At 69.8% G+C, this 24,261-nt stretch carries 30 protein-coding genes and 5 pseudogenes; 23 read left to right on the top strand and 12 right to left on the bottom strand.

The window, feature by feature from the left end; all coding sequences use genetic code 11:
• The first annotated feature begins 111 nt into the window (after positions 1-111).
• The 11 genes from BFF78_RS36015 to BFF78_RS35965 all read left to right on the top strand — a co-directional run bounded on the left by BFF78_RS36015 (position 112) and on the right by BFF78_RS35965 (position 9,504).
• On the top strand, positions 112-1,374 hold the full coding sequence (locus tag BFF78_RS36015) for a CobW family GTP-binding protein (RefSeq protein ID WP_227025994.1): 1,263 nt from the start codon (positions 112-114) through the stop codon (positions 1,372-1,374).
• Positions 1,371-2,396, top strand: a complete 1,026-nt coding sequence (locus BFF78_RS36010) for a WD40 repeat domain-containing protein (RefSeq protein ID WP_069782281.1) — start codon at positions 1,371-1,373, stop codon at positions 2,394-2,396. The genes BFF78_RS36015 and BFF78_RS36010 overlap by 4 nt, the downstream gene beginning before the upstream one ends.
• Positions 2,393-2,794: a (2Fe-2S) ferredoxin domain-containing protein gene (locus tag BFF78_RS36005; protein WP_227025993.1), complete on the top strand. Its 402-nt coding sequence runs from the start codon at positions 2,393-2,395 to the stop codon at positions 2,792-2,794. The genes BFF78_RS36010 and BFF78_RS36005 overlap by 4 nt, the downstream gene beginning before the upstream one ends.
• Positions 2,781-3,143 (top strand): ArsR/SmtB family transcription factor, encoded by a 363-nt coding sequence (locus BFF78_RS36000; protein ID WP_069782280.1) that lies wholly within the window; start codon positions 2,781-2,783, stop codon positions 3,141-3,143. The genes BFF78_RS36005 and BFF78_RS36000 overlap by 14 nt, the downstream gene beginning before the upstream one ends.
• Positions 3,144-3,642: 499 nt before the next feature.
• Entirely contained in the window at positions 3,643-4,605 is a 963-nt protein-coding gene (locus tag BFF78_RS35995) for an ATP-binding protein (RefSeq protein ID WP_069782279.1), read from the top strand.
• A 39-nt stretch (positions 4,606-4,644) separates the two neighbouring features.
• On the top strand, positions 4,645-5,037 hold the full coding sequence (locus tag BFF78_RS35990; protein ID WP_069782278.1) for an SCO5389 family protein: 393 nt from the start codon (positions 4,645-4,647) through the stop codon (positions 5,035-5,037).
• 308 nt (positions 5,038-5,345) lie between these two features.
• Positions 5,346-6,317, top strand: coding sequence for a metal ABC transporter solute-binding protein, Zn/Mn family (locus BFF78_RS35985; protein ID WP_069782277.1), 972 nt, complete (start codon positions 5,346-5,348; stop codon positions 6,315-6,317).
• Positions 6,318-6,326: 9 nt separating this feature from the next.
• Positions 6,327-7,268, top strand: a complete 942-nt coding sequence (locus tag BFF78_RS35980) for a metal ABC transporter ATP-binding protein (RefSeq protein ID WP_069782276.1) — start codon at positions 6,327-6,329, stop codon at positions 7,266-7,268.
• Positions 7,255-8,166, top strand: a complete 912-nt coding sequence (locus BFF78_RS35975) for a metal ABC transporter permease (RefSeq protein ID WP_069782275.1) — start codon at positions 7,255-7,257, stop codon at positions 8,164-8,166. Before BFF78_RS35980 ends, BFF78_RS35975 begins: the two co-directional genes overlap by 14 nt.
• Positions 8,163-9,032: a metal ABC transporter permease gene (locus BFF78_RS35970; RefSeq protein ID WP_069782274.1), complete on the top strand. Its 870-nt coding sequence runs from the start codon at positions 8,163-8,165 to the stop codon at positions 9,030-9,032. The genes BFF78_RS35975 and BFF78_RS35970 overlap by 4 nt, the downstream gene beginning before the upstream one ends.
• Positions 9,033-9,045: 13 nt before the next feature.
• Positions 9,046-9,504: a Fur family transcriptional regulator gene (locus tag BFF78_RS35965; RefSeq protein ID WP_069782273.1), complete on the top strand. Its 459-nt coding sequence runs from the start codon at positions 9,046-9,048 to the stop codon at positions 9,502-9,504.
• A gap of 35 nt (positions 9,505-9,539) precedes the next feature.
• Here the strand turns inward: BFF78_RS35965 and BFF78_RS35960 are convergent, their stop codons facing one another.
• Both BFF78_RS35960 and BFF78_RS35955 read right to left on the bottom strand, forming a co-directional pair.
• On the bottom strand, positions 9,540-10,244 hold the full coding sequence (locus tag BFF78_RS35960; protein WP_069784012.1) for a cation efflux transmembrane domain-containing protein: 705 nt from the start codon (positions 10,242-10,244) through the stop codon (positions 9,540-9,542).
• A gap of 20 nt (positions 10,245-10,264) precedes the next feature.
• Positions 10,265-10,600, bottom strand: coding sequence for an ArsR/SmtB family transcription factor (locus tag BFF78_RS35955; protein WP_069782272.1), 336 nt, complete (start codon positions 10,598-10,600; stop codon positions 10,265-10,267).
• Positions 10,601-10,713: 113 nt separating this feature from the next.
• Here BFF78_RS35955 and rpmF point away from each other — a divergent pair, with 113 nt between their 5' ends.
• The 4 genes and pseudogenes from rpmF to BFF78_RS44995 all read left to right on the top strand — a co-directional run.
• Positions 10,714-10,884, top strand: coding sequence for a 50S ribosomal protein L32 (gene rpmF / locus BFF78_RS35950; protein WP_069782271.1), 171 nt, complete (start codon positions 10,714-10,716; stop codon positions 10,882-10,884).
• A gap of 6 nt (positions 10,885-10,890) precedes the next feature.
• Positions 10,891-12,072: a GTP-binding protein gene (locus tag BFF78_RS35945; RefSeq protein ID WP_069782270.1), complete on the top strand. Its 1,182-nt coding sequence runs from the start codon at positions 10,891-10,893 to the stop codon at positions 12,070-12,072.
• A 250-nt stretch (positions 12,073-12,322) separates the two neighbouring features.
• Positions 12,323-13,119, top strand: a pseudogene (locus BFF78_RS35940) (GNAT family N-acetyltransferase).
• Positions 13,120-13,222: 103 nt separating this feature from the next.
• A pseudogene (locus tag BFF78_RS44995) lies at positions 13,223-13,309 on the top strand (S1 domain-containing protein); the annotation flags it as partial.
• A gap of 23 nt (positions 13,310-13,332) precedes the next feature.
• Here the strand turns inward: BFF78_RS44995 and rpsR are convergent.
• From rpsR to rpmG, 4 genes are read right to left on the bottom strand one after another with little or no spacing between them, the layout of a single operon-like run.
• Positions 13,333-13,575: a 30S ribosomal protein S18 gene (gene rpsR, locus BFF78_RS35930; RefSeq protein WP_069776636.1), complete on the bottom strand. Its 243-nt coding sequence runs from the start codon at positions 13,573-13,575 to the stop codon at positions 13,333-13,335.
• Between the two features lie 20 nt (positions 13,576-13,595).
• Positions 13,596-14,765 (bottom strand): CobW family GTP-binding protein, encoded by a 1,170-nt coding sequence (locus tag BFF78_RS35925; protein ID WP_069782269.1) that lies wholly within the window; start codon positions 14,763-14,765, stop codon positions 13,596-13,598.
• The gene (gene rpmE, locus BFF78_RS35920) at positions 14,762-14,923 is read right to left on the bottom strand and encodes a 50S ribosomal protein L31 (RefSeq protein WP_069782268.1); all 162 of its coding nucleotides are present in this window, start codon (positions 14,921-14,923) and stop codon (positions 14,762-14,764) included. The genes BFF78_RS35925 and rpmE overlap by 4 nt, the downstream gene beginning before the upstream one ends.
• Before the next feature lie 5 nt (positions 14,924-14,928).
• Positions 14,929-15,093 carry a 50S ribosomal protein L33 gene (gene rpmG / locus BFF78_RS35915; RefSeq protein WP_069776639.1) on the bottom strand — a complete coding sequence of 55 codons (165 nt, stop codon included), beginning with the start codon at positions 15,091-15,093 and terminating at the stop codon, positions 14,929-14,931.
• 80 nt (positions 15,094-15,173) lie between these two features.
• On the opposite strand from rpmG, the gene rpmB reads away from it, so the two are divergent.
• Both rpmB and rpsN read left to right on the top strand, forming a co-directional pair.
• Positions 15,174-15,410: a 50S ribosomal protein L28 gene (rpmB, locus tag BFF78_RS35910; RefSeq protein ID WP_069776640.1), complete on the top strand. Its 237-nt coding sequence runs from the start codon at positions 15,174-15,176 to the stop codon at positions 15,408-15,410.
• A complete protein-coding gene (gene rpsN / locus BFF78_RS35905) occupies positions 15,410-15,715 on the top strand; it encodes a 30S ribosomal protein S14 (protein WP_069776641.1) in 306 nt (101 codons plus the stop codon). The genes rpmB and rpsN overlap by 1 nt, the downstream gene beginning before the upstream one ends.
• 203 nt (positions 15,716-15,918) lie before the next feature.
• Here the strand turns inward: rpsN and BFF78_RS44990 are convergent.
• The 3 genes and pseudogenes from BFF78_RS44990 to BFF78_RS35890 form a co-directional block, all read right to left on the bottom strand.
• Positions 15,919-16,047: pseudogene (locus tag BFF78_RS44990) on the bottom strand (neutral zinc metalloprotease); the annotation flags it as partial.
• Positions 16,048-16,431: 384 nt separating this feature from the next.
• Positions 16,432-17,277: a hypothetical protein gene (locus tag BFF78_RS35895; protein ID WP_069782266.1), complete on the bottom strand. Its 846-nt coding sequence runs from the start codon at positions 17,275-17,277 to the stop codon at positions 16,432-16,434.
• Positions 17,274-17,594: a PadR family transcriptional regulator gene (locus tag BFF78_RS35890; RefSeq protein WP_069782265.1), complete on the bottom strand. Its 321-nt coding sequence runs from the start codon at positions 17,592-17,594 to the stop codon at positions 17,274-17,276. Before BFF78_RS35890 ends, BFF78_RS35895 begins: the two co-directional genes overlap by 4 nt.
• 313 nt (positions 17,595-17,907) lie before the next feature.
• On the opposite strand from BFF78_RS35890, the pseudogene BFF78_RS50260 reads away from it, so the two are divergent.
• Positions 17,908-18,136 (top strand): annotated as a pseudogene (locus BFF78_RS50260) (hypothetical protein); the annotation flags it as partial.
• On the opposite strand, the pseudogene BFF78_RS50525 reads toward BFF78_RS50260, so the two are convergent.
• Positions 18,128-18,384 (bottom strand): annotated as a pseudogene (locus BFF78_RS50525) (IS481 family transposase); the annotation flags it as partial. The pseudogenes BFF78_RS50260 and BFF78_RS50525 sit on opposite strands and share 9 nt — an antisense overlap.
• On the opposite strand from BFF78_RS50525, the gene BFF78_RS35880 reads away from it, so the two are divergent.
• Entirely contained in the window at positions 18,371-18,865 is a 495-nt protein-coding gene (locus tag BFF78_RS35880) for an ABC transporter permease subunit (RefSeq protein ID WP_069782263.1), read from the top strand. The pseudogene BFF78_RS50525 and the gene BFF78_RS35880 sit on opposite strands and share 14 nt — an antisense overlap.
• Before the next feature lie 343 nt (positions 18,866-19,208).
• Here the strand turns inward: BFF78_RS35880 and BFF78_RS35875 are convergent, their stop codons facing one another.
• Together BFF78_RS35875 and BFF78_RS35870 are read right to left on the bottom strand one after the other, a co-directional pair.
• Positions 19,209-20,513, bottom strand: a complete 1,305-nt coding sequence (locus BFF78_RS35875; protein ID WP_335755391.1) for an MFS transporter — start codon at positions 20,511-20,513, stop codon at positions 19,209-19,211.
• A 68-nt stretch (positions 20,514-20,581) separates the two neighbouring features.
• Positions 20,582-21,988: a glutathionylspermidine synthase family protein gene (locus BFF78_RS35870; protein ID WP_069782262.1), complete on the bottom strand. Its 1,407-nt coding sequence runs from the start codon at positions 21,986-21,988 to the stop codon at positions 20,582-20,584.
• A 146-nt stretch (positions 21,989-22,134) separates the two neighbouring features.
• Between BFF78_RS35870 and BFF78_RS46455 the strand changes: the two genes are divergently transcribed.
• The 4 genes from BFF78_RS46455 to BFF78_RS35860 all read left to right on the top strand — a co-directional run bounded on the left by BFF78_RS46455 (position 22,135) and on the right by BFF78_RS35860 (position 24,252).
• Complete coding sequence (locus BFF78_RS46455; RefSeq protein WP_159033100.1) at positions 22,135-22,362, top strand: hypothetical protein; 228 nt, start codon at positions 22,135-22,137, stop codon at positions 22,360-22,362.
• Positions 22,363-22,371: 9 nt separating this feature from the next.
• Positions 22,372-22,500, top strand: coding sequence for a hypothetical protein (locus tag BFF78_RS49435; RefSeq protein WP_257786886.1), 129 nt, complete (start codon positions 22,372-22,374; stop codon positions 22,498-22,500).
• Between the two features lie 67 nt (positions 22,501-22,567).
• The gene (locus BFF78_RS35865) at positions 22,568-23,107 is read left to right on the top strand and encodes a helix-turn-helix transcriptional regulator (protein ID WP_069782261.1); all 540 of its coding nucleotides are present in this window, start codon (positions 22,568-22,570) and stop codon (positions 23,105-23,107) included.
• Entirely contained in the window at positions 23,104-24,252 is a 1,149-nt protein-coding gene (locus BFF78_RS35860) for a GNAT family N-acetyltransferase (protein ID WP_069784010.1), read from the top strand. The genes BFF78_RS35865 and BFF78_RS35860 overlap by 4 nt, the downstream gene beginning before the upstream one ends.
• The last annotated feature ends 9 nt before the right edge of the window (positions 24,253-24,261 follow it).

Here is a 24,261-nt window from a genome sequence, read left to right as displayed (position 1 = left end):
TCTGCGCCGACTGTCTGGCCCGCACAGACGGAGGCCGGCCGTCCGGGAACGAAGGAGAAGAACCGCCATGCCACTGGGATCGCGCCCCGGCCCCCGGGGCCCAGTCCACAGTTGCGCGAGCTGAAGGAGACCGTGCGCACGCTGCTCGATCTCGACGACGACACCGCCGTCCTGATCCGCCAGCTCGCCTGTACCGAACCGGGCTGCCCGCCGCTGGAAACGGTCGTCGTCGTGCTGCCGATGGAGGGCGACGCCCGCCGCTGGACCCTGCACCGCCCCGCCGAACAGATCACCGAGGACGACCTGCGAGCCGCCCTTCTCGCCGCCGAACAGCACGACCAGGAGACCGACTTGACCACCCCTCTAACCGAAGAGCCGCGCGACGAACGGGTCCCCGTCACCGTCCTGACCGGCTTCCTCGGCTCCGGCAAGACCACCCTCCTCAACCGCATCCTCACCGAGAACCACGGCCTGAGGATCGCCGTCATCGAGAACGAGTTCGGCGAGGTCGGCATCGACGACGCCCTCGTCCTCGACGCCGAGGAAGAGATCTTCGAGATGAACAACGGCTGCATCTGCTGCACCGTGCGCGGAGATCTGATCCGCATCCTGGGCGCGCTGATGCGGCGCCGCGAGAAGTTCGACCACATCCTCATCGAGACCACCGGCCTCGCCGACCCCGCGCCCGTCGCACAGACCTTCTTCATGGACGACGAGATCGCCGCCCAGCTGCGGCTGGACGCCATCGTCACCCTCGTCGACGCCGCCCACGTGCTCCAGCACCTGGACGAGATCAAGCCGGAGGGCGTGGAGAACGAGGCCGTCGAACAGATCGCCTTCGCCGACCGCGTCGTCCTCAACAAGACCGACCTGGCCGACGAGGAAACCATCGGACAGGTCGTGCGCCGCATCCGGGCCATCAACGGCGGAGTGCGGATCATCCCCGCGAAGCACGCGCGCATCAGTCTGCACGAGGTGCTGGACGTGGGCGCGTTCGACCTCGAGCGGGTGCTCGCCGACGATCCCGCCTTCCTCACCGAGACCGAGCACCAGCACGACACCACCGTCACCTCGGTCGGCATCGAGCTGGCGGGCGAGCTCGACGAGGACCGCCTCAACACCTGGCTCGGCACCCTGCTGCGCACCAAGGGCGTCGACCTCTTCCGCTCCAAGGGCATCCTGGCCATCGCCGGAGCGCCCAAGCAGTACGTCTTCCAGGGCGTGCACATGCTGCTCGACGGCACCTTCGGACGCGACTGGCAGGAGGGCGAACCCCGAACGAACAAGCTGGTGTTCATCGGCCGCGACCTCGACCGCGAGGCCCTCGAACTCGGCTTCGCAGGCTGCCTGGCCACAGCGGGAGCCGCCGCGTGAGTACGACGGTTCAGTCCCCGCTCGCCTGGGAGGCCGGCGTCGACGACGCACCCGTCGCGCTCAGTGCACGAAGTGAGCTGGTCGCCGTCGCCGGGGCCGAGGGGACGGTGAAGGTTCTCGACGCGGCGATGGGCGCCGAGACCGGGGCGTTCGAGCTTCCCGGAGGCGCACTCACGGTCGCGCTCTCCCCGGATGCCGGGCACGTGGTGGCGACAGGTCCGATGGGGTACGCGCTGTGGCGCCGCTCCGACGGGCGCACGACGGTGCGGGAGTCCGGCGCCTGGTCGGCTGCCGCCGCCTGGGCCGACGGCACCCGGGTCGCGGTCGCCTCTGGCCGCCGCGCACTGGTACTCGACGCGGACGGCGGCGAGTTGTGGCGTACGGAGCCCGCTGCGTCGACCGTCACCGACCTCGCCTGGATGCGGCAGGGGCGGCGCCTGGCCGTGGCCGCGTACGGGGCCGTGCGCTGCCACGAGAGGCACACCGAGAAGCCTGTCGCCACCTACCCCTACGTCGGCTCCCACCTCGCACTCGCCGTCGCGCCAACCGGGAGATGGATCTGCAGCGGCAACCAGGACGCCTCCATCCACATCTGGAGGGCGCGAGACGGAGGCGAACTCACCATGTCCGGCTACCCGGAGAAGGTCTCCCGGCTCGCCTTCGACGACACCGGCTTCTGGCTGGCCGCCGACGGTGCACCGGACGTGACCGTGTGGGACTTCTCCGGCAAGGGCCCGGAGGGCACCGCACCGCGCTCGCTCCGCGGCCACGAGACGGTGACCGCGCTGGCCTGGCGGCCGGGCGCGGCCGGGCATCTGGCCAGCGGCGGCGCCGACGGCACCGTGGCCCTGTGGCACGCCACGGCCGGGCGGCCCCAGGCGCGCCTGCGGCCCGTGCGCGAACTGGACGGCACGGGCGCGGCGGTCGCCGCACTTGCCTGGGCAGGCCCCCACCTGCTGGCCGTCGCGTGGCGGGACGGCCGGATCCGGACGTACGGCCTGCCATCCCGGACCGCGCTGTGAACCGCTCCGTCATCCGGGCGGCCGCCCCCCGCCCCTGCACGCTCGTCGTGTGCCGAGGCTGCTGCTGCGGCAACCCGCGCAAGCACCCCGGCACCGACCACGCCTGGCAACTGGACCGACTGCGCGCCGGCGCGGCAGAACACGGCTTCCAGGTCCGTACGACGGACTGCCTCGGCCCCTGTGACCAGGCCAACGTCATCGTCGTCCAGCCCTCCACCGCCGGGCGCCGAGCCGGGGGCCGTGCCGTCTGGGTCGGCTTCGCGACGGACGACGACAGCACCGACGACCTGCTGCGCTGGGCGCGGGCGGGCGGACCCGGCATCGCCGAACCGCCCGCCACCCTGGCCCTCCAGCTCATCCGCCCACCGCGCGAGGCCCGCGCCCGTGCACGCCGATGACCTCGACGCCGGCGGCCGTGACGTCCTCGCGGCCGCCCGGCTCGACGAAGCCACCGCCGCGTCCGTCGCCACGACACTCCAGGCCCTCGCCACACCGTCCCGCCTGCTGATCCTCACCGCCCTGCGGCAGCGTCCGTACCCCGTCGGCGAACTCGCCTGCGCCATCGGCATGGAACAGTCCGCGGTCTCCCACCAACTGCGCCTGCTGCGCGCCCTCGGCCTGGTCACCGGCCGCCGCGACGGCCGCCGCATCGTCTACAGCCTCTACGACGACCACGTCGCCCAGCTCCTCGACCAGGCCGTCCACCACATCGAGCACCTGCGCCTCGGCGTACGCGACCTCGGCTGACGCGCACCTCATCCGTCGCGTCCGCGCGCCCGGAAACAGCCCGTGAGTTGAGGTGGGCGACCTGCCGCGGCGCGGGTTCCGCTCGGAGCCGATCGTGCAGCGAGCCGTCGTCGGGCATCCCGGCCCGCAGCCACGCCCCAACCACCTCGGCGTCGGCTTCCGTCACCAACGGGCCGAGGCGTACGGCGACCCCATGGGGCGTGCGGTCGACCCCGCACGGCTGCACGGCGGCATGCAGGCCCCGGCCGCTCCGACAAGGCAGCATCTTCCCCGGGCAACCGGTGGAGACCATGACCCCGTGTGGGCGGCCCCGACGGCCGCCTGCGGCATCGCTCATCTCCGTGTCTCCTCCGTATGGGTCAAAGGGTCTCCTGTTTGCGCCAGAGGCAGCCCAACTCGCGTGGGAAACGAGCAAGTTGGGAAACGAGCGATTTGACACCACCCTCACACACCCCGAGCATATGCTCATGAAATCCATTTCCAATAGAGGTGGCTAGCCATGCGTGTCGCATTCGTCGGAAAGGGCGGCAGCGGCAAGACGACGCTGTCCGCACTCTTCTCCCGTCATCTGGCGCGCTCGGGCGCGCCGGTCGTCGCCATCGACTGCGACATCAACCAGCACCTGGCGTACGCCCTTGGCCTCGACGAGGACGAGCTGTTCACCGCGCCACCGCTCAGCGCGCGCACCGGCGAGATCAAGGACTACCTGCGGGGCACGAACCCGCGGATCCCGTCCCGCGACGCCATGGTCAAGACGACACCGCCGGGCCGCGGCTCCCGACTGTTGCGCCTGCTGGGCGACGACGAGATCCACGGCCACCACGTGCAGGAGGTCGGCGGCGTACCGCTGATGGTGACCGGCGCCTTCGACGAGAGCGATCTCGGCGTGGCCTGCTACCACTCCAAGCTCGGCGCGGTCGAGCTCTACCTCAACCACCTCGTGGACGACCCCGGCGAGTACGTCGTCGTCGACATGACCGCCGGCGCCGACGCCTTCGCCTCGGGTCTGTTCACCCGTTTCGACATGACGTTCCTGGTCGTCGAACCGACCCGCAAAAGCCTCTCCGTCTACCGCCAGTACCGCGACCACGCCGCCGAGTTCGGCATCCCGGTCGCCGTCGTCGGCAACAAGGTCACCGGCGAGGACGACCTGGCCTTCCTGCGCGGCCACGTCGGCGTGGATCTGATCGTCCACTGCGAGCAGTCGTCGTACGTGCGCGCCCAGGAGCAGGGCCGCGACGGTCACGGCGAGCTGGAGCCCCACAACACCCGCGCACTGGACCGGCTGCGCGCGGCCGTGGACGCCCGCACCAAAGACTGGGCCGCCTTCCAGAAGCACGCCGTCGACTTCCATCTGCGCAACGCCGCCGCCTGGGCCAACGAAGCCACCGGCCAGGACCTCGCCACCCAGGTCGACCCGGACTTCCGGCACGGCCCCGCAGCACTGACCGCCTTCGCCTGACCCCCTCAAGACCAGAACCACAGAACAGGACAGCCCTTCATGTCACTCGACGTCTCCCCGCAGCTGCTCGCCGAAGCCGAGAACGGCGAGGTACGGGAGCAGGACTTCGTGGAAACGGTGCGCACCTCCCTGCCGTACGCCTACGACGTCATCGCCCGCCTGGCTGAGGAACTGCGGTCCGGCACGGCGGAGTTCGCCGACAACCAGACCCCGCCGCCCTCCGAGAAGGAGCGCGGCCAGCTGCTGCGCGCCCTGTCCAGCGACGCGATCCGGGGCAGCCTGGAACGGCACTTCGGCATCGCCCTCGCCTTCCAGAACTGCCACCGCGTCGCCGCCTTCCGCCCCGAGGCGCTCGGCGGCGCCACCCACACCCGCTTCACCTCGCTGCGCGCGCAGATCCTCAACCAGTCGCCGGAGTTCCGCGACTGCTGAACCACTGCCGGTCACGACCCCGACTGCGGGAACCGGCGTTCCGCAATCAGGCCGGCCACTTCGCCTCCTCGGCGGCCGTCGCCCACCAGGACACCCGGTCCTCGTGAGCGACGGCCGCCGACGCTTCTCCCGGCGACACCGCCGCACCCCCTGCTACGCAGCCCGAGCAGTCGTACGCAGAGTCAAAAGATGGCAACGGTTTTCATCTTGCATTGATCTGAAAATCATTCCCATCTAGCGTCGAAAGTGTCGCCCCACGGCCGACGCGTGTCCGCCACGCGTCCGGTATCGCCCGAAGGAGCTCCCGCATGTCCACCGCCCCCGCCTCTCGTTCCGCCCGGCCGTCCGTGAGGATCGCACTGGTCACGACGACGGCCGCCCTGACGGCCGTGGCGGCGTCCGCTTGCTCCACCTCCTCCTCGCACACAAGCGACACCGCCGCGACGGGCAGCAGCTCGGACAAGACGATCCAGGTGGTGGCGGCCGAGAACTTCTGGGGCAGCATCGCCTCCCAGCTCGGCGGCAGCCATGTCAAGGTGACCAGCATCATCAACAACCCCAACACCGACCCGCACGACTACGAGCCGACCGCCGCCGACGCCCGCACCGTGGCCGGCGCCCAGTACACGATCGTCAACGGCATCGGCTACGACGCCTGGGCCGACAAGCTGCTGGCCGCCAACCCCGGCAGCGGGCGCACCCAGCTCAAGATCGGCGACCTCGTCGGCATCAAGCCGGGCGGCAACCCGCACCGCTGGTACTCCCCGGACAACGTCCACCAGGCCATCGAGAAGATCACCGCGGACTACAAGAAGACCGACCCGGCCGACGCGGCCTACTTCGACCAGCAGAAGACGGCCTTCGAGACGAAGACGCTCGCCGGCTACAACAAGCTCATCGCCGACATCAAAGCGAAGTACGCGGGCACGCCGATCGGTGCCTCCGAGTCCATCGTCACGCCGCTCGCCGAGGGCCTGGGGCTGAAGATGCTCACCCCGGAGACGTTCCTGGACGCGATGAGCGAGGGCTCCGACCCCACGGCCAAGGACAAGACCACCATCGACCAGCAGATCAAGAACAAGAAGATCAAGATCTACGTCTACAACTCCCAGAACTCCACACCGGACGTGCAGGCGCAGGTCAAGGAGGCCAAGGCGCAGGGCATCCCGGTCGCCACCGTCACCGAGACCCTCACCCCCGCCGGGGCCACCTTCCAGCAGTGGCAGACCAGCCAGCTGCAGGGCATCGAGCAGGCCCTGGCCAAGGCCACCGGGAAGTGAACTGAAGCCATGAACCCGATAGCGAAGGCCCGCGAAGCCGTCACACACACCAGCAGTCACACCGTCCCCGGCCGCCGAAGCGGGGGGCACGACACGGCCACAGGAGCAGGAAGCGATCCGGTGGTCGCCCTGCGCGGGGCCGCCGTGCGCGTCGGCGGCCGGACGCTGTGGTCGGGGGTGGACCTTCGCATCGGGGCCGGCGAGTTCACCGCCGTGCTCGGTCCCAACGGCGTCGGCAAGTCCACCATGATCAAGGTTCTGCTGGGTGCCCTGCCCGCGGAGGCCGGCGAGGTTCGGGTGCTCGGCGCCCGGCCCGGGCAGGCCAACGACCGCATCGGCTACCTGCCGCAGCGGCGCAGCTTCGACGCCAATCTGCGCATCCGCGGTGTCGATGTGGTGCGCATGGGCCTGGACGGTGACCGGTGGGGGGTGCCGCTGCCGTTCCCGAGCGCGCGTCGGCGGTCCGCCCGTGCGCGGGTGGACGAGGTGATCGAGCTGGTCGGGGCGTCGGCGTACGCACACCGGCCCATCGGGCAGTGTTCCGGCGGCGAGCAGCAGCGGCTGCTGATCGCCCAGGCACTGGTCCGCCGACCCGAACTGCTCCTGCTCGACGAACCGTTGGACAGCCTCGACCTGCCCAACCAGAGCGCCGTCGCGGCGCTGATCGGGCGCATCTGCCATCACGAGGGTGTCTCGGTGGTCATGGTCGCCCATGACGTGAACCCGATACTCCACCACCTGGACCGGGTGGTGTACCTGGCCGAGGGCGGCGCCGCCGCAGGCACACCGACCGAGGTCATCACCTCCGAGACGCTGACCCGGCTGTACGGCACACCGGTCGAGGTGCTGCGGACCTCGGACGGGCGGCTGGTCGTCGTGGGCCAGCCGGAGGCACCGGCCGTACACACCGACCGGCACGACACCCCGGGGAGCGGTCATGCTGCTGGCTGAGACAGGGGCACCAACCTGGTCGTGGAACCTCCTGACCGACTTCCAGGACATGTGGTCCTACCCCTTCATGGTCAACGCGTTCCGCGCCGGCGCGGTCGTAGCCGTGGTCTCTGCGGTCGTGGGGTGGTTCGTGGTGCTGCGGCGGCAGACGTTCGCCGCGCACACCGTCTCCGCCGTCGCCTTCCCCGGCGCCGCCGGGGCGCTCCTGCTCGGGTTCAGCGCGGTCTACGGCTACTTCACGCTGTGTGTGGCCGCCGCGCTGGTCATCGCGGCCCTGCGGGGCGGCGGAGAGCACGAGGAGTCGGCGCTGACCGGGACGGTGCAGGCGTTCCTGCTCGCGTCCGGGTTCCTGTTCACCGCCCTGTACAGAGGGCTGCTGGAGGGGCCGCAGACCATCCTCTTCGGCACCTTCCTGGGGATCACCTCCTCCCAGGTGAGCGTGCTGACGGTGGTCGGTGCGGTGGTGCTCGCAGTGCTGGCGCTGATCGGACGGCCGCTGCTGTTCGCGTCCGTCGACCCGCAGGTCGCCGGCGGCCGCGGGGTGCCGGTCCGCGCCCTGTCGGTGGTCTTCCTCGTCCTGCTCGGTGCGGCCACCGCCGAGGCGAGCCAGATCACCGGGACCCTCCTGGTCTTCGCCCTCATGGTGATTCCGGCCGCCACCGCGCAAGTCCTCACCGCCCGCCCGGCGTTGAGTCTGACCCTGGCCGTCCTGCTGGCCTTCGCCGCGACCTGGCTGGGGCTGACCGCCGCCTACTACTGGCCCTACCCTCTGGGCTTCTTCGTGACGACCATCGCCTTCGCCGGATACCTGCTCGCGCTGGGCCGGCGCTCGCTGCGCGAGGTACTCGGTCGCACCCGGGCCGGGGCCGCACCCGGTGCCAAGGAGGTGGTCGCATGACCGTCCCGCTCGCCGCCTCCCCGTTGTCCCACCCGTTCTTCCTGCACGCCTTCCTCGCCGGTACCGCCATCGCCGCGGCCTGCGGGCTGGTCGGCTACTTCCTGGTGCTGCGCGCCCAGGTCTTCACCGGCGACGCGCTCAGCCACGTCGCCTTCACCGGTGCGATGGCCGCTCTCGCCTTCGGCGCCGACCTTCGCCTCGGGCTGTTCGCCGCCACCATCGCCATGGCGCTGCTCTTCGGCACCCTCGGCCGCAAGGCGCGGCCCGACGACGTGGTCATCGGGAGCGTCTTCTCCTGGATCCTGGGCCTGGGCGCCTTCTTCATCACCATCTACACGACCTCGCGCAGCACCACCAACGGCACCGCCGGCATCAGCGTCCTGTTCGGCTCCATCTTCGGCATCTCCTCCAGCAGCGCCGTCGTCGCCGCCCTGGTGGCCGCAGGAGTCGGCCTGCTGGTGGTCCTCATCGCCCGACCGCTGCTGTTCGCCACGCTCGACGAGGCCGTGGCCGCCGCCCGCGGGGTACCGGTCCGGCTGCTCGGCTACGGCTTCCTCGCCCTGGCCGGGATCAGTGCCGCCGAGGCCACCCAGGCGGTCGGATCCCTGCTCCTGCTCGGCCTGCTCGCCGCCCCCGCGGGCGCCGCGATCCGCCTCACCGACCGCCCCTACCGTGCGCTCGCCCTCTCCGCAGGGCTGGCGGTACTGGAGATGTGGGCGGGGCTGTTCGCCTCCTACGCGGTGCCGAAGATGCCGCCGAGCTTCGCCATCATGGCCGCCGCCACGGCCGTCTACGCCGCCACCTTCCTGATACGACGCCCGGTCCCCGGTCCTCGTACGCGAACCGTCGTCCCCACCCGCACATGAGCGAAGGCACCCGATGGCACCCGACCGTCAGCGCACCCCCACCCCGTCGCACGACGTCACGCTGATCGGCCGCCTCACCCAGCAACGCACCATCGTCGTCGAGGCACTCATCCGGGCCGACGGCTTCGTCGGCGCCCAAGCCCTCCACAACCAGCTCGCCGCCGCCGGCTCACCGGTCGGCCTCTCCACGGTCTACCGCACGCTGGCCGGCCTGGCCGGCGTCGGCCGGGCCGACATGGTGCGCGACACCAGCGGTGAACGCCTCTTCCGCTACCGTCCGGGACCCGACCACCGCCACTACCTCATCTGCACCGAATGCGGCCTGAGCCGGCCCGTCGACTCCGGCCCGGTGGAGGAATGGGCCGACACCATCGCACGGACCTCCGGGTTCGCGAACGTCCGGCACACGGTGGAGTTGTCCGGGGTTTGCCCGGACTGCGGCCGACGAAAGGCGGCGGACGAACGCCGGTGAACGCCGGCCCCGCTCCCTTTCCGCAGTGGTCACCGTCAAGGGCAGCGGTCGCACCCCGGAGCACAGCCGCAGGCATCCGCCTCCCGTCGGCCGTCGTCCGGCACGACGGCCGACGGCGTTGCGCAGCACCCCTGCCCACGCCACGCGTCGCGCCCCTCCTTCACCGCGACCGTGGCAATGACCAGGGCCGCGAGCGGATCGGCCCACGACCAGCCGAACACGGCATCGACGACCAGGCCCACCAGCAGCACGGCCGACAAATAGGTGCACAGCAGGGTCTGTTTGGAGTCAGCCACGGCGGAGGCGGAGCCGAGTTCCCGTCCGGCACGGCGCTGGGCCGCCGACAGGACCGGCATGACCACGAGCGAGAGGCCAGCCAGCACGATCCCGGGCAGAGAGCGCGCGGCCTCACCTGTGCCGCTCAGGGCCCGTACGGCGTCGACGGTGACGTAGGCGGCGAGCGCGAAGAACGACAGCGCGATGACCCGCAGCGCGGTCTTCTCCCGGGCCTCGCGCACCGCGTGCTCGCGGGCGGAGAACTGCCAGGCGACGGTGGCGGCCGAGGAGACCTCGATGACGGAGTCGAGGCCGAAGCCGATCAGCGCGGTGGACGAAGCCAGGGTCCCGGCCGTGAGAGCGACGGCCGCCTCGACGGCGTTGTAGGTGATGGTCGCGGCGACCAGCCGCCGTATCCGCCTGGCAAGCGCGCCGCGCCTGGCCGGGTCGGGGCCGAGGGACATGGATATCTCTGCGCTCACAGTCAGCAGCACCCCTTGTCCTCGGCATCGACACACGTCCGGTCGTCCTCGACGGCGACCACGGCGGTGCGCAGGTCGTCGAGCGCGTGGCCGAGACGTTCGTCGGCGAGTTCGTAGCGGGTGCGACGGCCGTCGGGGACGGTGACGACCAGGCCGCAGTCACGCAGGCACGCCAGGAGGTTCGACAGCCTGCTGCGGGAGACGTTCAGTGCGTCGGCGAGGTCGGCGGGATAGGCGGGTGCTTCCCGCAGGGCGAGCAGGATGCGGCAGCGGATCGGATCGGCGAGCGCCCGGCCGAACCGGACCAGGACCTCGATGTCGGAGGCAACAGTCAGCACACCGCCGACGGTACACAGGTCCCTGAATTCAGGGAAGCATGAACTATAGCTACTTCGTAATGGTGTTCATTTTCATGTAGCCTGTACTCGCCATCCCAACCAGGAGGACTCCCATGGCCGTTCCCAAGCGGAAGATGTCCCGCAGCAACACCCGCCACCGCCGCGCCCAGTGGAAGGCGACCACGCCTGCGCTCGCGCCCATCACCGTCGACGGAGTGTCATACCTGGTACCCCAGCGGCTGGTGAAGGCGTACCAGCGCGGCCTCCTGCGTCCCGAGGGCTGAGCGTTGATGCCGCCCGACCTCTCCGGCCGACTGCCCGTCACCGTCCTGTCAGGTTTCCTCGGCGCGGGCAAGACCACCCTCCTCAACCACGTCCTCGGCAACCGCGAAGGACTGCGCGTCGCGGTCATCGTCAACGACATGAGCGAGGTCAACATCGACGCCGCCCTGGTGCGGGGCGGCGAGGCGGCCCTGTCGCGTACAGAGGAACGCCTGGTCGAGATGACCAACGGCTGCATCTGCTGCACCCTGCGCGACGACCTGCTTCAGGAGGTCGACCGGCTGGCCCGCGAGGGCCGCTTCGACTACCTGCTCATCGAGTCGTCCGGCATCTCCGAACCCATGCCGGTCGCCGCGACCTTCGCCTTCGCCCGCGACGACGGCGCCACTCTCGGCGACCTCGCCCGCCTGGACACCATGGTCACGGTCGTGGACGCCGCGAACTTCCTGCCCGAGCTGGCAAGCGGCGACGAACTCGTCGAGCGCGGCCTGGACCAGTACGAGGACGACGAACGCACCGTCAGTGATCTGCTGATGGACCAGATCGAGTTCGCCGACGTCATCGTCCTGAACAAGCTCGACCTCGTGGACAAGGAGTCGGCCGACCTGCTGCGGGCGACACTCACCCGCCTCAACCCGGCCGCACGTGTCGTCCCGGCCCTCCACGGCCGCGTGAAGGTGAGCGACGTACTGGGCACCAGCCTGTTCGACCTGGAACGCGCCCAACAGGCCCCCGGCTGGGTCCGGGAACTCAACGGCGACCACGTCCCCGAGACGGAGGAGTACGGGATCTCCTCGACCGTCTTCCGCTCCGAACTGCCGTTCCACCCCGGCCGGCTGTGGACGTTCGTGACCGAGGAACTCGACAGCGGCGCATACGGACAGATCCTGCGCTCCAAGGGCTTCTTCACCCTCTCCAGCCGCCCGCACGTGACGGGCCTGTGGTCACAGGCCGGCTCCGTCGCACGCTTCGAGCCGTCCGCCGCACGCGACGCCACCAGCCCCGAGTGCCAGGAACTGGTCTTCATCGGCACACACCTGCACGCGGACGCACTGCACACGGCACTGACCGACTGCCTCATGGCCGACGAGGAGAGCCTGCCGCCCACGGACCCGTTCCCCACCTGGGACACCTACGGCATCGATGACACCTGCGAGCACGAGCACCCCCAACTCGTGGCGGGCGTCTGAGAACCCCGGGTCGGGCGGCGAACGCAGCCACGGCGCCGCCCGACCCGGCATGGACACCAAGACCTCCGGATAAATGCGTTGGGCTGACCGACCCCGCCGATAGCGTCTGGGCGGCCTTGAGAGAACGCGAGGAGGTGAGACCCACGAAGGCTGTATCCATGTGGGTGCTCCCCCATGTCGTCACGGTGGGCGATTGACGTAGGTGTCGCCGGGAGCGCCTCGGACAAGGCACTCCTGAGAGGCAACACCTATGAACTCTGTGCATCCCACTCCGGGCACGGCCAACCATCCGGTTGTGGTCACGCGGGTCTCGGACACGCAGTGGCACGCTGTGAAGGACGACCTGACGGTCGGCCGCGGCGTCGCTTCGCGTCGGCCCGACGGGCGGCTCTTCGTCAGCATCGACGCGTGGCACGGCGCGGTCTTCGACCGCATTGCCGACGCGATGCTGGCGGACCTGCCGACACCGCTGTAACCGTCGTCGAAGAGGCCGACCACGACTCGAGGTCCGCCTGGGAGCGGGCCGGCTTCGCCACCGCACGCCGCGAGTGGGGCTATCGCGTGCCCACCGACCCGCAGATCACCGGTCTCGGCTCGGTGCGGCCCCCGTCCGGCGTGACGATCGTGCCCGCCGGTGAGGCGGAGGAGGGCTCGCTGCGCGCCCTGGACCGCATCGTCCGCGACGAGGTCGAGGCCACCGTCGGATGGCAGACGATGCCGGCCGAGGTGCTGCCAGGCCCGGCGGGGACCGCCGTGCCCGACCCGTCGAAGTACGCGGTGGCAAGGCACGTGGAGGAGTACGTGGGGCTGGTCCGGGTGGGGCCGCTGACCCGGCAGCCTCGGATCGGGCTGATCCCCGTCCGGGCCGATCGGCACCGCAGCGGCATCGCCCGGGCGCTGCTGGCCCACGCGCTCGGTTCCTTGCACCGCTCCGGGGCCGCTTCGGCATGGGCCGAGGTGAACGAGTCCAACGCGGCGGCCACCGCCCTGTTCGAGAGCATCGGTGCCCGGCGCGCGGCCGGCACCCTGGAGCTCGTCCGCCGCTGACGCTCCGACGCATCGCGCCGAGCGACCGTTTTCCTACCGAATTCGCCGTCATAGAACGGGAGAAGTGAGCGACCATGACAAAGGCAGCAGGGGGCGTGGAAGCAAGATCCTCCCGTACGACCGAGTGCTCGTGGAACTCAGCCCCTACGACCTCACCCGCGGCCGGATCCGCTACCGGTACAGGGCGTAACGGAAGGTGCGGCGCCCATCGCCCTATCGGGAGCTGTAGGGCAGGAGCGCCATCTCGCGTGCGTTCTTGACGGCCTGTGCTATCTGCCGCTGCTGCTGGCGCGTCACGTGGGTCACGCGACGGCTGCGGATCTTTCCGCGGTCGGAGATGAACTTCCGCAGCAAGTCGGTGTCCTTGTAGTCGATGTAGGTGATGCCGGCGGTGTCCAGGGGGTTGGTGCGCTGGCGCTTGGCGGTCTGCCGCCGGGTGCTTGTGCGTCGGGTCATGGTGAGGTCGGTCCCCTCTTTCAGGTCACGGGGTCGAGCAAGTCGTCGAATGCGTGTGGGAGTTGCTTCCAGCGGTCCCTGCCCGCCGCGTACTCGCCGTCGGTGAGCAGGCAGGAGTCGAGCAGGGCCGACAGGCCGTCGCGATCCAGGCCGGGTGAGATGAAGGCGAGGTACTGGCAGCGGTCGCCGTGTTCGGGGTGCCAGTCCACGGAGGCGGCGATACGGCGCTCGGCGGGCATCATCTCCCAGGCGGCGTCGGGCAGTGCGGCCAGCCAGGGCCCGGCCGACTCCACACACAGCGCCCCGCCGGCGGCGTCCCAGGACAGCAGTGTGTCGGGGCGGTCCGCCAGCCAGAACCGCCCACGGCTGCGGGCCGCGGCGCAGGTGAGGTCCTCAAGCGCCGCGTACAGGCGCTGCGGGTGGAAGGGGCGTTCGCGCCGCCAGACGAAGGTGCTCACGCCGTGCTCGTCGCACTCCTGCGGCAGCAGCGCGCACGCAGGATGCACACGGGCGGCGGCCGCTGCCACGTCGAAGCCCGCCGACAGCGCTGCCCCCAGGGCGCCGTCGCTCTCCACACGCACCTTTCGCGCTCCTGGTGTGAGCTGGGCGAGCAGTGTGTGGTCGGTGTCGTCGGCGACCTCGTCGCAAGAATCGGCGTCGCCGAGGGCAATCACCGTGGGGTACTCCAGCTGCCGGGCGAAGGTGTCGGCGACCGTGCGCTGGTCGGTCGACGCGGCGGCGAGGCCGGCGTCGGCCAGGTCGTCGCCGTTGGACAGGTACGGCAGGACGAGTGCCGGGTCGACCGCGGTGGCGACCCCGGTCAGGGCCAGCGGTGCGCCCGCGGCGGCGATGACCGCGGCCATGGCCTGCGGCTCGACGGAGTCCCACAGTTCCACGACGGCCAGCCGGTACCTTCCCTCCGCTGCGAGCCGCAGCAGTTCGGGGACGAGGTCCTCGCGCAACGCGCAGCAGGCGCAGTCGTTCACCAGGGGTGCGTCGCCGCTGCCCAGCAGTCCGTCGGCGTCGCGCACCGTGCGGTGCACCGACCTGTCGGCGGCGGACGTCAGGTCGTGGTGCAGCGCGACCGAGCCGGGGACCGTACGCAGGATGTCCGCCACGGCGGCCCGGCGGGCGTCGGCGTGCAACCCGCCGACGATCGCGACCGGCAGCCGCGCCTCGTCCCGGTTCACGGCTTGCTCCCTCCGCGACCGTAGCGCCGCTCGAAACGCTCGACCCGCCCCGCGGTGTCCAGGACCCGCTGGGTGCCGGTGTAGAAGGGGAAGGCGTGGTCGGCGGCCCGGTCACGGAAGACGACCGGGCGGTACTCGGGGTGGATTCCGGGCTTCACGGCGCTCAGCGCTCCTCACGGAAGTCGACGTGGCGGCCGGCGAGCGGGTCGTACTTGCGCAGGGTGAGCCGGTCTGGGTTGTTACGGCGGTTCTTGCGGGTCACGTAGGTGTAGCCGGTACCGGCGGTGGACCTCAGCTTGATGATCGGGCGCAGTTCGTTACGGGCCATGGACAAACCATACATGGGATTGGTTTTCATTTTCATCAAGGGCTAGTGTGCTGCTGCATCCACCCAAAGGAGGAACAGCCATGTCCGCCCACTGCCAACTCACCGGCCGGCAACCCGGCTTCGGGCACCGCATCTCCCGCTCGCACCGGCGCAGCAAGCGCCGCTTCGACCCCAACATCCAGCACAAGCGCTTCTGGCTGCCGAGCGAAAGCCGCCACGTCCGGCTCACCCTCTCGGCCAAGGGCATCAAGACCGTCGACACGATCGGCATCGAGGCCGCGGTGGCCCGCATCCGCGCCCGGGGAGGGAAGATCTGATGGCGAAGAAGAGCAAGATCGCGAAGAATGAGCAGCGGCGCCTCGTCGTGACCCGCTACGCCGCGCGCCGCGCCGCACTGAAGGCGATCATCGCGTTCCCCGGAAGCTCCGACGAGGACCACGCCGCCGCCCAGCGGGAACTGCGCCGACAGCCCCGCGACGCCAGCGCCACCCGCCTGCGCAACCGCGACTGCGTGGACGGCCGCCCCCGAGGCCACCTGCGCGCCTTCGGCCTGTCCCGCATCCGCGTACGCGAGATGGCCCACGCGGGCGAGCTCCCCGGCGTGACCAAGAGCAGTTGGTGACCCGGCGCGCCGAGGGCCCCACAACGGGCGCGCCAGCGACGCAGCCCGAATCTGTACCCGGTTTCGAACACGCTTTCCGCCACTCTGATTGGCGGGCGGCGGGCGGCGGCACCGGCTTGTGGCGTTCTGCAACGACCAGGTGGGTACGGCGTACCCCGCACGCGGACGGCTTCCGCGTGCGGGGCCGGGGCCGTACCCGAAGATCAGCTGGTCGTCAGGGCGGTGTCGTCCACGACGAAGCTGGTCTGGAGCGAGGAGTCCTCCACGCCGTTGAACTTCAGGGTGACCGTCTGGCCCGCCAGCGAGGACAGGTCGAAGCTCTTCTGGGCGTAAGCAGCGCCCGAACCGCCGGCAGCACCTGGAGAGCTCTTCGACCCCATGGCCGCCCTGAACGAGTCCGTATCGCGAGCGAAGGCTCCTCGCGGCGAGAACGGGCCTGCCGATGTCCACGCGCTGCCGAAGGCCCCGAAGAAGACAGCAGCCCGGAAAGGGCCGGGCAAGAAGGCCGCCGCGAGGAAGCCCCGCCCCCAAGCTCCCGACGTGAACAAGGCCGTTGTCAGTGAACGCTTCTCAGCCTGCGGTTCGAGGCTGATGACGATGGGCTGCTTGGGGGCGTGACGCGGCAGGGCTCCTGGTCGTTCGGTTGGTGATCTCACTCATCAACGCCCTGAACAGGACTCGTAGCACGCCCTGGAGCGGGAGCATCGCAGCTTCACTCACACGTCACCACCAAGATCCACCGGGCGCTCCCTATGGAGTGCGGCCTTGGCTCCGCGGCCGGAGCTGACCAGGGCCGCTGCGGAAGCGGCAACGGTGACGGCGAGTATGGGCATCGTGATCAGCTGGGCCGCGTCATCGGTATTCATGGTCAACGCCGCGACGCAGGCGATGCCTGTCGTCGTCACGGCGAACGCCACGGCAACCCCGGACAGGGCAAGCAGCCGCAAGACCTTGGCAGATGGTCGGCACCGGGTGACGACGACGGCCGGTGCCACCGCCATGGTGATGAGGAACGCTGCCGGCCCAAGCACCGCCAAGGCTCCGACCCAATAGGAGATCGGGTCGATGGAGGCGTACACCAGGAGGAACGGCGCGATCAGCCACGTGGGCAGCGTCGGAATGAGAGCCACCAGCGGGCGCAACGCGGCCCGGTTGCCGGTTCTGGAGGTTTCCGCGAGGACGGCGAGGCCACCAGTCAGCACGATGAGCCCGGCGCCGTACATGGCGTACTGCGCAACGTCGAGCAGTCGGCGCACCAGGTCCGGAGTCAGCCCGGGTTCCTCGGACAGGATGAAGTCCAGCATCGGCAGGGCATACAGTGCGGCACACCAGGTGACCCAGGTGGTGGCGACGCTTGCCTGCATGCGACGCCGGCGCCCTTCGGCGGACTCATCGGGCATCACCGGGCGAAGCCATGCCCGCAGCGAGCCGACGAGAAGGTCCGCGACGACGCTCGGGCCGGCGCCGGTGTCCTCGACCAGTGCTTCAAGTTCGCAACCGTAGCGCTCCCGGAACGAGGGAGGGTATGACCGCAAGGCCACCCGGGCTGCCATGTTGATCACGCGTTTGCCACCCCCAGTCGGGTCAACCCGGTGCGTGCGAAGCGAGCCATCGCCCGGAGCCTGTCGTCGAGCACGGTCTGGCCTTCCGCGGTGATGCGGTAGGGCCGCCGACGCTCGTCCTCGTCCAGCGGCGCGACCAGGCCGCTCTCCTCCAGCCGCGCGATGGCGGCATACAACGTGCCCGGCCCCAGCCTGATGGACGTCTGCTCCTCGACATCCTTGGTGATCGCGTAGCCGTGCTTGGGGCCGTCGGCCAGGCTGGCCAGGATCAGCAACGCGGGTTCGGCCCATCCGACGCGGTCCCGTTGACGCGGCATCAGGCACCTCCTTCATCGCTCCTGACTACTACGTTATACGATACTGCGTCGTACGTAGTACTAGTCGAGTCCAGCAGGACCCGGGCAGGATGACTCTCACAGCGCCCCGCCCACCCTGGAGGCCAAGCTGACCAGCGGCACATCCACCTGGCCCCGGCGTGCCGCCTCAGTGAAACCCTTCTCGTCCTGAGGTTCGGGGCTGATGGCGAAGGACTGGTGGGGTTCGTGACGCGGCAGGGCTCCTGGCCGTTCGGCTGATGATCTCACTCATCAACGCCCAGGCGCAGGATCCCTGTTGGTCCCGTATCGAGCCATGCCCGACGTCCCGCATGAGGTCGTCGAGTACGTCTCCTGGCTCATCTACGCCCGAAGGCGAACAGCGCTCGCGCTGGCGCCGGCTGAGCTGCTTCCAGCAAACCGTCCTCGTGCCGGTGCACCTGCGCACCCTGGTCAGGACTGACCGCGTGGCCGTCGACGAGCCCTACTACTCGCCAAAGCACCGTCATCACGGGATGAAGGTGCAAGTCCTGGCAGTTGAAGACCTCGGCGTCGTCGATGACGACGCCGTCGAGGAGCCGGTAGAGCTCCTCGGCGTCGATGGGTGGGAGCGTTCGACCTTGCCGTTCAGCCGTGGGGTTCGCGGCCTGATGTAGGTGTGGGCGATGCCCTTGTCGAGTACGTGCCAGTGACACGCGGACTGGAACTCGGCGCCGTTGCCGGTCTGGATGACCTCGACCTGGAACGGCAGGCGCTGCAGGACGTAGTCGAGGAACTGGATGGCGGTGGCCTGGCGAGACCTCAAACTGCTGGACTCCTACGCCTCGGTGATCCTCGCGGAGGCCGCGATGAGTCTCCCCTACGCCGTACTCTTCTTCACCAGCTTCCTGAAATCCGCACCCGTCGAACTGGAGGAGGCCGCCGCCACCGACGGGGCGGGTCCGCTGCGCACGTACCGGCGCGTCATCCTGCCCGTCCTGCGCCCGGCCACCGCGACCCTCGTCATCACCCTCACCCTGGCCATCTGGAACGACCTGGTCATTCCTCGGGTCCTGCCGACCTGCGACAGCAAGCAGGCGATGGCTCTGGACGCAACGGCACATCGTCGCCGGTATCACCGCCGGGGTCAGCAAGGGGTGAGGCATGTCCGCAGCGGCCGGGGAACGCCACCGACGGCTCGGCCGCGGCCCGTGGTGAAGGTTACCGACAGTCGGTTCCAGCCCGTCAGGCTCGACCAGGCACTGGCGCCGGCGCCGCCGCTGACTCCGAGGTAGGCGTAGGGGCCTGTCGACGCTTCCACTGCACGGTTGATCCCGGTTGACCGACCAGAACGCCGGCCGTCCGACACCCTTCTGCGCGGCGAAGTCCCCTCCTCGGTCGGCGGCCACATTCAGGGGATCGCCCATCCGGCCACGGCCAAGGCTCAAGATCCGGACCATGCCCGGACCAGCGCACAACTGCTTGTCTCGATCGCCGGCGACTTTGACGTACCACACGCCCCCGACAGTGACTTCCACAGGGCGGTACCCCTACCCGGCCGCTTTGATCACCAGCTGCACGACGCCGGATTCGACGTGATGCTCCGGCTGATCTCCTTCGTCAGCCCCGGCACCGCGGTCATCCGCCATCTGGAGAGCCGCCGGATGCCGAGAGGGCGACGTCCCCAGCCGACGCGGCCTCGCTCGTGGCCGCGGGCCGCCGGTCGAGCCCGATCACGAGCGGTACGGCCAGTACGCTGATCGCGGTGAGGAACACCCAGGGCAGGGCAGCACCGCCCTCCGACAGCGCTGTGAGCAGTGCCGGGGCGAGGGCACCGCCGACCGACCAGGAAAGCTGGTAGACGCCCAGATACCGGCCCCGCAGATGCTCGGGCGCCATCACCACGCTCAGTTCGCTGGTCGGCGGCGAGCTGAGGATCTCGGCCACGGTGTAGAGCACCATCGCGACCAGCAGCCCGGCGATCACCGCCCAGCCGGGCAGCACGAGCAGCGCGCCGAAGACGACGAACGCCGCCGCGTTGAACAGCAGGGCCAGCACCAGCACCGTCACCGGTCTGCGGGCCTCGATCCACCGGCTGGCGAGCGTCTGGAGCAGCGCGACCATGGCCGTGTTCAGCACGAGGAGCACGCCGACGATCCACGAGCCGGCATCGAGGTTGTCCGCCGCGTAGACGGCGAGCAGCACCCTGATCACCCTGGAGGCGAATACGAAGGAGATGTTCGTCGCGACCAGCCGCAGATACCGGGTGTCCTTCAGCACGGTGCGATAGCCGCCCGAGGGTCGTCCGGTGGTTTTGCCCGCCCCCTGCTCCGGCTCGGCTGCCTTCGGCTGCGCGGGCCCGGCGGCGGCCGCCTCGCTCGTGTCCGCGCCCCGGAAAGTGATCACGAGCCAGCCTGCGACGGCGAAGGTGACCACGTTGATCACCATGACCGCCCGCAGCCCGGCGGCGGTTCCGACACTCAGGGCCACCGCGGACGCGGCGCCGCCGAAACCGACGCCGACATTGCGCAGGGCCCGGACGAAGCCGAACCAGCGGGGCCGCTCGACACCCCGGGCGACCAGCACGATGAGCGGATTGTTGCCCATCCAGAAGGCGGTGGAACCCAGTTGCACCACGAACTGCCACAGCACAATCTGCCAGGCCGCGTGCGAGAACAGGAAACCGATGAATCCGACCATCGAAATCCAGTTGCCCACAGCGACCACAGTGCGCGAACCATATTTTTCCAACAGGCGCCCGATAAAGAGCGGAACGGGCAGGACGAGCAGCTCGCCGGCGGTCAGCGCGGCGCCGACGGCGGCCAGTGACAGCGACGTCGTCTTCACGAAGAAGACAACGGTGAACGCCAGCACCAGCCCGTTTCCCAGGCTGTCGATCAGATTGGCCGTGACGAATCTGCCTTTCCCCGCAAGGTCCGGCAGTCCCCAGGCCGTCTGAATCCGCCGCCACGCCGAAGGCGCGGGGAATGCTGCGGCATCATGGCCTCTCTTTACTTCGCTGCATCGGCTGGCAATTCGCCCTCGGCAGGCACTTCGCCCCCGACGGGCAGCTCGCTCTGATGGAAGACGGCTGCGCTGCGCGCCTCGGCATGCGCCGCGATGGAGATGATGCTGCCCGAACCGGCCGGTACCACCTTGGCATATGCTCCTGCACAACCATCCGGGGTGTAGAACATGCCATAGGCCGCATGCCATTCCTCGGTTTCCCCGGATACCGGGTCCACCACAAGCTCAGGCCGGGGGATCACTCTCTGTTGTACAACACATCCTTCGTCGGCGGAGTTCTCCAGAGCCCGCCGCCAAGTGGCGTCGTCCGTTTCCCAGCCCACCACGGCGCCGACTCCGCCGCCGCGCGCATTGACCTTGAGGATCAACTGCTCGCGCCGCTCCAGGCATTCGTCGACGAGGTCGGTGTCGGTCTTGAGCGTGTCAGTGTTGATCAGCCGGGTCCAGGGCAACACCCGGTCGATGAGCCGGCACTCGTCCTCGCTGAGATCGCGCCGCCGCGCCGGGTCCGAAATCAGCGCCATACAGGCCTTATTGGCGAACATGTTGCTGGAGAGCGGGGTCCACAGCAGCGTCCCGCCCGACCGGTGCGCACGCAGCAGGGGTGCGACCAGGTCCCAGCCGTCGGGTTCGTCGGCGATCTGGTCCGGGACGAAAGTGCGGTAGACCACGTCGATCTTCGTGTCCCCAAGGTAGAGCGCCCCGCCGCGTTCGTGCACGTCGGAGACTTCGGCCACCAGGATGCCGAGGCCCGCCGAGCGCAGTGCGGACTGGAAGTTGAGCGCGAGCTCGCCGTAGTCATTCAGACCGCCACGCCATTCCAGCATGGCCACCACCGGCTCGCGTCCGGGTGCCACTTGGGCGCCGAAGCGGCGCAGCGCCTCCACCACGGCGCGAACGGGATGCACGTATCCGAGCCGGTTCCGGCGCGCGAAACCGGCGAAGCCGGCGACCTCCATCGTCGCCCGGGAAATTTCACTCGCGAGGGCCCAGCCGCCGGCCTCGCTCCCCAGATTGGTTTCGAGGAGCTTGAATGAGGTGCCGTCGTGGTACATATCGGCTCGGCCATAGAGGGGTGGCAGTACGTCACCACCGAACCGCCGTATCGCTTCCCAGTGGCCGTCGCTGATGCCGAGCACCGACCTGAATGCTTCCAGATCGCCGCCGAACATCCGGTCCGGCAAGGAAAGTTGTATTTCGACGAGGTGCTGCAGGTCATCGGCGAACTCGCGAATCTCGCGCTCAGCGACGAAGAGGGGTCTGGCCAGATACTCGCCATGCCAAGGTAGGAGCGTCGGGAATTCTTTGACGTGCTGGGCGACCGTGGGCAAGTCACTGCCCGGCGCGCGGAACTCCTCGTTGTACTGGGCCGTTACCCGCTCCGCCGACATGCAGTCTCCGCTCCTGCTCGATGATGGCTGGGCCCCTCGGGCCCGCAGAGGTCACTGTTTCACCCCGGTCTACGGTGCGACTCAAGTGTGGCTCAATTGTCGGCCAACGGCCCCTGTGGAGACTGAACATCTGTGTTAAGACTAGAATGCTCGAACACCCGAAAAAGAAAAGTTCTACAGCCATGGGGGAACGTTTATTTTCGGACATGCCGCAAGAGCGGCGAACGCCCGTGGAACGCATCCAGTCGATGGTGGAAGGCGGCACCAGTTGCCTGCTTTTGATGGAAGGTCCGTCAGGAACCGGAAAGAGCCATCTGCTGTCGGCCGTGGCGGCCGAGGTGCGGCAAAAGGGGTTCCGGGTCCAGCGGCTCTGATCGGGATCGGTGTCCGAAAACAGGGTGCGGGAACACACCGCCGGCCTGGTCGGCGCTCGGCCCTCACTCACCCTCGCGGCGCTCGCCGCCGCCACGGAAGGAAACGCCCGGCTGCTCATCGAGCTGCCGCGGGCCTGAGCGAGGAGAACGCGTTCATCTTCGCCGGTGGGACGGCCGGGGTAACCTCACGGCCCTGTTCGAGCGGGTGCATCGGGCGGTCCGGCTGCTGCTGGCCGCAATCGCCTTACGCTGCGAGCTGGTCATCCCGCTCGCCGTGCTCAGCGGCGAGGAGTCCGAGCTCGGCGCGGTGGCCGAGCCCATCGGGCAGCCCGACGGAACGATGTTGCCGCTGGTGGAGGAGGCCACCGATGTCGGGCGCGCGGCCGGCTTCGGCGACCGGCTGCTCTTCACCCAACCGCGCTTCTGGCGGCCCGTCCCGGAGCCGCTGGCCGGACCGATACGGACGAGGCCCGCGGCGAGTCCGTACACCCCGGCGAGCCCGAACACCCCGGCGAGCCCGTCCGCCCCGCCGCGGGCGCCCTGGCCGGCCGGCCTGGGAGAGATCGACCGGATGATCGCCACCCTGGTCGGCGACGGCCTCAACCACAGCCGGATCGCCACCAGCATCAACCGCGCGCCGCAGACGGTCAGTTATCACCTACGCAAGATGTTCGGAACACTCAGCGCCCTATCGCGCAGCGAACTCGCGGGCACGGTCGGGCAGAGACCATGGGAGGCGCCATGATGGCCACGACGGGCACGTTCACCGACGCCATCGGCGGGCTCGGGGACACCGAGTGGGACCGGCTCGCCGACGGCAGGTTCTACTCGTCGGCGCTGTGGCTGCGGCTGTGCGCCCTCGACCCGGGGGCGGTCTCCGGCGGACTGCACGTGGAGACCCCGGGCGGCGGCCGGGCCGCGATCCCCGTGGCGGCGGTCACCGACGAGCCCAACCCGGACCTGCGGTGGCACGACCTGCTTGCCGTGCGCGGCCTGCCGGCGCCCGAGCCGGACGGCCTGCTCATCGGCCAGCGCCGCGGCTACCTGGCACACCTGCTGACCGGCGAGGGAACCGATCGGACCGAGGCCGCCGCCGCGGTGCTCGACGCGGTCCGCGCGCTGCGCTCACCCCTGCACGAGGAATCGAAGATCGCCCGCGTGGCGATGTACCTGACCACCGAGGACGTGCGGGCGCTGCGCGCGGCGGGGGTGCGGACCGCCCCGGTCGCGCTGAAGACCGACGCCTGGATCGAGATCCCGCCCGGCGGCTACCACGCCTGGCTGGAATCGCTGTCGGCGCACCGGGCCCGCCGTATCCGCAGCGAGATACGGAAGTTCGAGAAGGCCGGGTACGAGGTGGCGCACCGGACGCTCGCCGAGTGCTGGCAGGACGTCGCCCGGCTGCTGGCCCGTTCGCTACTGCGCTATGGCAGAACTGTCGATGTGGCGCCGGTGGCCGAGTCCTTCCGCAAGCAGGGTGAACTCGCCGGTTCGCGCGCCGAAGTGGCGCTGTGCTCGCGCCCCGGCGAACCGCCCGTCGGCTTCTGCCTGTACTACCGCTGGGGCGACACCGTGTACCTGCGGGCGCTCGGCTTCGACCACGGCCAACTCGCCTCGGCCGCCGAGTACTTCAATCTCACCTACTACATGCCGGCGCGGCTCCCGGGAGTGCGCTGGCTGCACGCGGGCACCGAGACGGCGGAAGGAAAGGCACTGCGCGGCGCGACGCTCCGGCCGCTGTGGCTGCTGGACCTGTCCGAGGACAGCCCGCTGGCCGGGTACGACGAGGAGATCCGCGAGCACAACCGCGCCCTGCTCGCCCGCCTGCGCGACTCCTCGCCCGCGATCTCCGGCGCCCTGGAGTACGAGCTCTGGGAGCCGTACTGCTGAGGCCAACTG

It is taken from the genome of Streptomyces fodineus (genome assembly GCF_001735805.1).
Classification (GTDB): domain Bacteria; phylum Actinomycetota; class Actinomycetes; order Streptomycetales; family Streptomycetaceae; genus Streptomyces; species Streptomyces fodineus.
This window is presented reverse-complemented; position numbering and strand designations above follow the sequence as displayed.

Bases quoted from the DNA above. Each gene is read 5' to 3' on its own strand.
- BFF78_RS35975 (WP_069782275.1), top strand. From the start codon at position 7,255: ATGCTGCTGGCTGAGACAGGGGCACCAACCTGGTCGTGGAACCTCCTG.
- BFF78_RS35965 (WP_069782273.1), top strand. From the start codon at position 9,046: ATGGCACCCGACCGTCAGCGCACCCCCACCCCGTCGCACGACGTCACG.
- BFF78_RS35970 (WP_069782274.1), top strand. From the start codon at position 8,163: ATGACCGTCCCGCTCGCCGCCTCCCCGTTGTCCCACCCGTTCTTCCTG.
- BFF78_RS35990 (WP_069782278.1), top strand. From the start codon at position 4,645: ATGTCACTCGACGTCTCCCCGCAGCTGCTCGCCGAAGCCGAGAACGGC.
- BFF78_RS35880 (WP_069782263.1), top strand. From the start codon at position 18,371: ATGGCGGTGGCCTGGCGAGACCTCAAACTGCTGGACTCCTACGCCTCG.
- rpsN (WP_069776641.1), top strand. From the start codon at position 15,410: ATGGCGAAGAAGAGCAAGATCGCGAAGAATGAGCAGCGGCGCCTCGTC.
- rpmF (WP_069782271.1), top strand. From the start codon at position 10,714: ATGGCCGTTCCCAAGCGGAAGATGTCCCGCAGCAACACCCGCCACCGC.
- rpmG (WP_069776639.1), bottom strand. From the start codon at position 15,093: ATGGCCCGTAACGAACTGCGCCCGATCATCAAGCTGAGGTCCACCGCC.
- BFF78_RS46455 (WP_159033100.1), top strand. From the start codon at position 22,135: ATGCTCGAACACCCGAAAAAGAAAAGTTCTACAGCCATGGGGGAACGT.
- rpmB (WP_069776640.1), top strand. From the start codon at position 15,174: ATGTCCGCCCACTGCCAACTCACCGGCCGGCAACCCGGCTTCGGGCAC.
- BFF78_RS35995 (WP_069782279.1), top strand. From the start codon at position 3,643: ATGCGTGTCGCATTCGTCGGAAAGGGCGGCAGCGGCAAGACGACGCTG.
- BFF78_RS35980 (WP_069782276.1), top strand. From the start codon at position 6,327: ATGAACCCGATAGCGAAGGCCCGCGAAGCCGTCACACACACCAGCAGT.
- BFF78_RS35870 (WP_069782262.1), bottom strand. From the start codon at position 21,988: ATGTCGGCGGAGCGGGTAACGGCCCAGTACAACGAGGAGTTCCGCGCG.
- BFF78_RS35960 (WP_069784012.1), bottom strand. From the start codon at position 10,244: ATGTCCCTCGGCCCCGACCCGGCCAGGCGCGGCGCGCTTGCCAGGCGG.
- BFF78_RS35890 (WP_069782265.1), bottom strand. From the start codon at position 17,594: ATGCCGCGTCAACGGGACCGCGTCGGATGGGCCGAACCCGCGTTGCTG.
- BFF78_RS35985 (WP_069782277.1), top strand. From the start codon at position 5,346: ATGTCCACCGCCCCCGCCTCTCGTTCCGCCCGGCCGTCCGTGAGGATC.
- BFF78_RS35945 (WP_069782270.1), top strand. From the start codon at position 10,891: ATGCCGCCCGACCTCTCCGGCCGACTGCCCGTCACCGTCCTGTCAGGT.
- BFF78_RS35860 (WP_069784010.1), top strand. From the start codon at position 23,104: ATGATGGCCACGACGGGCACGTTCACCGACGCCATCGGCGGGCTCGGG.
- rpsR (WP_069776636.1), bottom strand. From the start codon at position 13,575: ATGACCCGACGCACAAGCACCCGGCGGCAGACCGCCAAGCGCCAGCGC.